We start from the raw sequence: 6,559 nt of genomic DNA on the forward strand, positions 1-6,559 counted from the left end.
TCAACGTGCGTCCCTCGCCGGCCTGCCGAACAGGCTGATCTGCGGGTCCTGCCAGGGGCCGTCGACCCGGTAGTCGACGCTGGCCACCCGGGATAGGCGGTCGCCGACCAGCTGGTCGACGATGAACAGCGCGCCGGCCACCGGCGCCGCGCCAGCCAGCAGCGCGGCCAGCGGCAGGTTGTTGGACAGCGGCAGGGTCACCCGCAACTTGGCAGCGATGCGGTCCTGGGCCATGTCCAGCTGGCCGTCCAGCTCCAGGCGGGTCGACGGCCCGTCGAGCACCAGCGGCTCGCGGGTCAGCAGCACGCCGTCGCTGCCCGCCAGACTCCCCCCGATGCGATCGTAGGCCAGCCCGCGGCCGAGCAGGTCGGAGAAGTCCAGGCGCAGGCGCCGGCCGAGGGCGTTGAAGTTGAGCAGACCGAACACCCGCAGCGCCGCGGCACCGCCCTCCACCTCGAGCAACTGGCCCTGGCGCGCCTGCGCCGCCAGGCTGCCGCTGAAGTGCCTGAGCCCGGCCATGGCCGGCGAGCCCGGCCAACTGCCGTCGATGTCGACCTGGAAGTCGCGACTGGTGATGCTCGGCGCATACCCCCAGGCCAGCAGCACGTCGCTCAGGTCGCCGCCGCTCAGACAACCGCGATACGCGGTGCGGCTGGCCATGCCCGTGCCCTGCCAGTCGAGGCTGCCGTCCAGGCGCAGGCCCTTGAGATCGAGGTCGAGCTGGTCGAAGCGCGCGCCGCTGCCGCTCGGGCGGCTGCGGAAATGCCAGCGGCCGAGGCGCTCCTCACCGAGGTAGAGGGCCTGGATGCTCACGTCCATCGCCGGCAGGCTGCGCGGGTCGAGCGCGACCAGCGGGTCGCTGGCGGCGATACCGGCCGCCTCGCGCCTGGCCCTCTCCACCGCCGACTCGCGCGCCGGCAGGCGCAGGCGCTGCAGCTCGATGCGCAGCGGCGCGCTGGCGGCCGGCGGAATCACCACCTCGCCGAGCAGCTGCGGATTCTCCAGACGCAGACGCCAGTTGCGTCCGCCGCGCCGCAGGCCGACCCTGAGCAGCTCGAGGCTCAGGCTGCCGGCCGTGAAGCGCGCCAGTTCCAGCTCGGCCGACTGCAGCAGCTCGCCCGCCGGCCCGCCGCCCCGGCGCGCCTGCAGCGCCTGCCAGGCCGGCCAGTCGAATTCGCTCAGCCGGCCGCGGACGTGCAGGCCCAGCTCGCGGGGGATCTGCGCGGCCTCGCCGCCCAGACGCAGCTCGCCACGCCCACCGGCCAGCCGGCCGGGCGGCGCGACCAGGGCGAGGCTGGCCAGTCCCGCGTAGCTCAGCTCGTAGCGGCGCTCGGCGCCGCCCAGGGTCATGCTCCAGCTGGCGCTGCGCGTCTCCTCGGCCGGCTTGCCCAGCGGCGCCGGCAGATCGATGCGGGTGCCGCGCAGGTCGGAGCTGACCCGCAACTGGCTGGCTTCGCCGAAATCGAGATCCAGCCACAGCCGATAGGGCAGCTCGCCACTGGCGGGAACCTCCGCCGGCGCAGCGCCCAGCCAACTGGCCAGACGCTCGACGGCGATGCTGCTGCGCACGTCCAGCCGTGACAGCGGCTTGCCGGGCTGGCCGCGCGCCTCGATCGCCGCCCGCAGCGGGCGGTCGAAGGCGCGGCCGCGGATATCCGCCGCGCTCAGGCCGCGGGCCGTGTCGTAGCGGAAGCTGCCGCGAAGCTGCTGCAGCTCCAGCGCCGGCTGCGGCAGCTGCAGGCGCGCATTCTCGGTGGCGAAGTCGACCACCGCACGCAGGGCGCCGGCCTGGCGCGCCAGCGGGATGTCCAGCTGCAGGCGGCCGTCCAGCGGGCCCTCGCCCTGCCAGCCGGCGAAGGTCTGCCGCTCGCCCAGCGGGGTGTCCTGGAGGATCTTCAGGCCATCGCCGAGGCTGGCGTGCACCTGGCCGTCGACCGTCAGGCGCGGCCCGCGCCGGCTGCCCAGCTTCACCTGCGCCTGCACGTCGCGCAGCCGACTGTCGAGCACCCGCGCGGTCGGTGCACGCACGCGCACGCCGCTGTCCTCGACGAACACCTCGCCGTCGAGCTGGCGCAGCGGCGGCCAGGCGGGCTGGTAGGCCAGCTCGGCATCGCGCACCTGGAAGTACAGACCCAGCGCGCGCGCCTGCGGCGAGGCGCCCTTGTTCAGCGAGCCCTGGTAGACGAACAGCCCCTGCTCGATCGCCCCGCCCTTGATCGCCGTCTGCAGCCACTCGGCCAGCGGCGCACTCAGGCCCGGCGAGCGGGTCGGCAGGTAGCGCCCGGTGTAGCGCGCATCGCCCTGGCGCAGACCGACCTGCAGGTCCATGTAGTCCTCGGCGGCCGGGTCGCGGCGCAGACGGATCAGCATGTTGCCGGCCAGCTCGCCCTCCTCGCCCGACAGGCGCATCAGCGCGCTGGACAGGGTGAAGGCCTCGGCATCCAGGCGCCACTCCAGCCGCGCCCGGGCTCGCCGGTAGCGCCAGGGCTCGGGGAACAGGGTGTCGAGGTGCAGCATGAAGTCGTTGGCGTCCAGGCGCAGCTCGCCCCCGGCGAGACTGCCACTGAGGCTGCCGCTGACGTTTTCCAGCGCCGGCACGCCATGCCAGGCGCTGACACCGACCCGGTCCAGGCGCAGGTCGTACTCGACCTCCGGCAGACCCTCGCCCCGCGGGCGAACTTCGGCGCGCAGGTCGCGCAGCCGGCCGTGCGGCGCCAGACTGGCGAGGATCTCCACCGCCTTGTCCGGCAGCGGCGCCAGGCCGCGGACCAGGCTGGCCAGCGGCGCGAGGTTGAGCCGCTCGGCCTGCAGCAGCCAGGTATCGTCCGCCGCGAGACGACGCAGCTGCAGCTGGCCGGGATTGAGCCGCTCGCCGGCGAAACTGCCGGCCAGCTCCTCGACCAGCAGGCGCCAGCCCTGCGCCTCGCGCGCGAAGTGGGCGGTCAGCGCCAGGTCGCGGAATTCGGCCAGGCTGCGCTGCGCAGGCCGCACGTCGAGCTGCGGGGCATGCAAGCGCAGCGCGGCGCGCTGGGCCTGGCCGGCGGCCCAGTCCAGCCACAGCTCGCCGCCGAGCTGCAGGCGCGGCAGCTGCCAGCCGGCGGGCAGGCGCTCGGCCAGCCAGGGCGCCCAGTCGCTCTGCGGCAGGCTGAGGTAGAGCTGCGCGGAGGCCGCGCGCCAGTCCTCGGCGCGCAGGCGGCTGTGCAGTCGCCAGCTCAGCGGCTGGCCGTCGGGCAGCAGCAGGCGGCCGTCGAGCCGCTGGGCGCTGCCCCGGTTCTCGAGAGTGAAGCCGAGGTAGTTGAGGGCGAGCACCCCGCCGCGGCGGGTCTCGATGCTCAGCCGGCTGTCGAGCAGGCGCACCTCGCCCGGCGCCAGCAGCAGGGCGAGGATCTTCGCCGGATCGAGCGGCGGCGCCGCCGGATCGAGCGGGCGCAGCCCCTTGAGCCGCCAGCGGCCGTCGGCCTGCTCCTGCAGGCCGAGCTGCAGCCCCTCCAGCTCCAGGCGGGCGATGCGCAGGCTGCGCGTGCGCAGGCTGGCCAGCACGTCCGGCACCACGCGCAGCTGGTCGAGGTGCAGCGCCTCGCCGTCCAGTTGCAGCTGCAGGTCGCGCAGCACCAGCAGCGGCGCCAGTCCCTGCCAGCGGCCCTCGAGGGCGCCGACGTGCAGCGGCTGGCCGAGCGCGGCGCCGGCCCGGCGCTCCAGCTCGCCGCGGTATTCGGCCACCAGCGGCACCAGCGCGCGGCCGAGGCTGACGTAGAGCGCGGTCAGCAGCAGCGCCAGCGCCACGCCGACGAACAGGGCGTCGAGCAGCCGGGCCAGCCAGCGGCCGCCGACGGACATGTCAGGTGTTCCCCTCAGAGCAGCACCACATCGAACTGCTCCTGGGAATACTCGCTTTCCACCTGGAAGCGGATCGGCCGGCCGATGAAGGCCTCCAGATCGGCGACGTTACCCGACTCCTCGTCGAGCAGGCGGCCCACCACCTTGTCGTTGGCCAGCACCAGGTAGCCTTCGGCCTGGTAGGCGCGCGCCTCGCGCAGGATCTCGCGGAAGATCTCGTAGCACACGGTCTCCGCGGTCTTCAGCTGGCCGCGTCCCTGGCAGCTCGGGCAGGGCTCGCAGAGCACCTGCTGCAGGCTCTCGCGGGTGCGCTTGCGGGTCATCTGCACCAGGCCCAGCTCGGTGATGCCGATGATGTTGGTCTTGGCATGGTCGCGCTCGAGCATCTTCTCCAGGGTGCGCAGCACCTGGCGGCGGTGCTCCTCGTCTTCCATGTCGATGAAGTCGATGATGATGATCCCGCCGAGGTTGCGCAGGCGCAGCTGGCGGGCGATGGCGGTGGCCGCCTCGAGGTTGGTCTTGAAGATGGTTTCCTCGAGGTTGCGATGGCCGACGAAGGCGCCGGTGTTGACGTCGATGGTGGTCATCGCCTCGGCCGGGTCGATGATCAGGTAGCCGCCGGACTTGAGCAGCACCTTGCGCTCCAGCGCCTTCTGGATCTCGTCCTCGACGCCGTACAGGTCGAAGATCGGCCGCTCGCCGGGATAGTGCTCGAGGCGGTCGGCCACCTCCGGCATCAGCTCGCCGACGAACAGGCCGACCTTCTGGAAGGTCTCCCGCGAGTCGATGCGGATCTTCTCGGTGCGCGGGCTGACCAGATCGCGCAGGGTGCGCAGGGCCAGCGACAGGTCCTCGTAGATCACCGAGGGCGCGCCGGCGCTCTGCATCTGGCTGGAAATCTGCTCCCACAGGCGGCGCAGGTAGCGGATGTCGGCGAGGATCTCGTCGTAGCCGGCGCCCTCGGCGGCGGTGCGCAGGATGAAACCACCCTGTTCCTCGATACCCTCGGCGGCCACGCAGCTGGCCACCACCTGCTTGAGCCGCTCACGCTCGGCCTCGCCCTCGATCTTCAGCGAGATGCCGACGTGGCTGGTGCGCGGCATGTACACCAGGTAGCGCGAGGGGATCGACAGCTGGGTGGTCAGCCGCGCGCCCTTGGTGCCGATCGGGTCCTTGGTCACCTGCACCACCAGGCTCTGCCCCTCGTGGACCAGGGCGCTGATGCTCTCCACCGCATGGCCCTCGCGGCTGGAGATTTCCGAGGCGTGGATGAAGGCGGCGCGCTCCAGGCCGATGTCGACGAAGGCCGCCTGCATGCCCGGCAGCACGCGCACCACCTTGCCCTTGTAGATGTTGCCGACGATGCCGCGGCGCTGGGTGCGCTCGACGTGCACTTCCTGCAGCACACCGTTTTCCACCACCGCCACGCGGGACTCCATCGGGGTGATGTTGATCAGGATCTCTTCGCTCATGTAGTTGTCGTTCTCGTGGCGGGAAAGGGGAGCGGTCGGCGGCTCACGCGTCGGCGGCGGACTGCCAGCAGGCGATGCCGAACTCGGCGAGCAGCGCCGCGCTCTCGGCCAGCGGCAGGCCGACCACGGCCGAATAGCTGCCCTCCAGGCGCTCGACGAAGATCGCCGCCAGGCCCTGGATCGCGTAGCCGCCGGCCTTGTCCTGCGGCTCGCCGGTATTCCAGTATGCATCGCCTTCGCCGGCGGTGATTGGGCGAAAGTGCACACGGCTGCTCACCACCCGGGCCAGGCAGCGGGTCGCGTCGGCCACCGCCACGGCGGTGAGCACCTCGTGGCTGCGCCCGGACAGCGCGGCGAGCATGGCCAGGGCGTCGGCGCGGTCCGCCGGCTTGCCGAGGATGCGTCCGTCGAGCACCACCGCGGTATCGGCGCCCAGCACGCAGCCCTGGCCGTCCAGCGCGGCCAGGCCGGCGGCGGCCTTGGCCCGCGCCAGGCGCTCGACATAGGCGGTCGGCGCTTCGCCGGGCAGCACGCTTTCGTCGACGGGCGCGTCGACGCGGCGGTGGGGAACGCCGATCTGCAGCAGCAGTTCGCGGCGGCGCGGCGAGGCGGAAGCGAGATGGAGCTGGCTCACGTGCGAAATCCTCCGGGAGCGTGGCGGATGGGCGCCCGGCCGGCCTCAGTGGATGTGCAGACGCACGCTGAACCAGCGCATGACGGTGAACACCCAGGGCCAGAGCAGCGCGCTGACCAGCGCGGGAAACAGGAACAGCAGGGTCGGCGGCCGGTTGCCGGTCAGGGTGTTGAGCCACAACTGGACCAGCTGGACCAGGCCGAACACCACCAGCAGCACCAGGCTCTGCTGCCAGACCGGGAACATGCGCAGGCGCTGGTGCAGCGACATCAGCATGAACACGATCAGCGCCAGCACCAGGGCATTCTGCCCCAAGGGCGTGCCATAGAGCACGTCGGCGGCCAGGCCGAGCAGCCACAGGCGGGTCATGCCGATGCGCTGCGGCGCCGCCAGCGACCAGTAGGCCACCAGCAGGCCGATCCACAGCGGCCGGCCGACCTGCATGAACTCGGGCATCGGCGCCACGCTGAGCAGCAGGCCGAGCAGCAGGGTGAACCAGACGAACCAGCCGTTGCGCGAACGGGCGACCACCACCATCAGCGGGCTCCTCCAGCGGGGGCCGCCGGGGCGGCCGGGGGCACCGAAGCGGCGCGGGGCGGGCTGGCCGGCGCCGGCG

General features: G+C 72.6%; 4 protein-coding genes. All 4 read right to left on the reverse strand.

Annotated elements, in window-relative coordinates; genetic code table 11:
* The 4 genes from E5198_RS01620 to mreD are packed head-to-tail and all read right to left on the reverse strand — an operon-like array spanning position 1 to position 6,480.
* Positions 1 to 3,837, reverse strand: coding sequence for a YhdP family protein (locus E5198_RS01620; protein WP_136488273.1), 3,837 nt, complete (start codon positions 3,835 to 3,837; stop codon positions 1 to 3).
* Positions 3,838 to 3,851: 14 nt separating this feature from the next.
* Positions 3,852 to 5,309, reverse strand: a complete 1,458-nt coding sequence (rng, locus tag E5198_RS01625; RefSeq protein ID WP_136488274.1) for a ribonuclease G — start codon at positions 5,307 to 5,309, stop codon at positions 3,852 to 3,854.
* A gap of 43 nt (positions 5,310 to 5,352) precedes the next feature.
* Complete coding sequence (locus tag E5198_RS01630) at positions 5,353 to 5,943, reverse strand: nucleoside triphosphate pyrophosphatase (protein ID WP_136488275.1); 591 nt, start codon at positions 5,941 to 5,943, stop codon at positions 5,353 to 5,355.
* Between the two features lie 45 nt (positions 5,944 to 5,988).
* Positions 5,989 to 6,480 (reverse strand): rod shape-determining protein MreD, encoded by a 492-nt coding sequence (gene mreD, locus E5198_RS01635; RefSeq protein WP_136488276.1) that lies wholly within the window; start codon positions 6,478 to 6,480, stop codon positions 5,989 to 5,991.
* Positions 6,481 to 6,559 lie beyond the last annotated feature (79 nt).

The sequence above is a fragment of the Pseudomonas sp. A-1 genome, assembly GCF_004801855.1.
In the GTDB taxonomy this organism is placed as follows: Bacteria; Pseudomonadota; Gammaproteobacteria; order Pseudomonadales; family Pseudomonadaceae; genus Geopseudomonas.

Bases quoted from the DNA above. Each gene is read 5' to 3' on its own strand.
- E5198_RS01620 (WP_136488273.1), bottom strand. From the start codon at position 3,837: ATGTCCGTCGGCGGCCGCTGGCTGGCCCGGCTGCTCGACGCCCTGTTC.
- rng (WP_136488274.1), bottom strand. From the start codon at position 5,309: ATGAGCGAAGAGATCCTGATCAACATCACCCCGATGGAGTCCCGCGTG.
- mreD (WP_136488276.1), bottom strand. From the start codon at position 6,480: ATGGTGGTGGTCGCCCGTTCGCGCAACGGCTGGTTCGTCTGGTTCACC.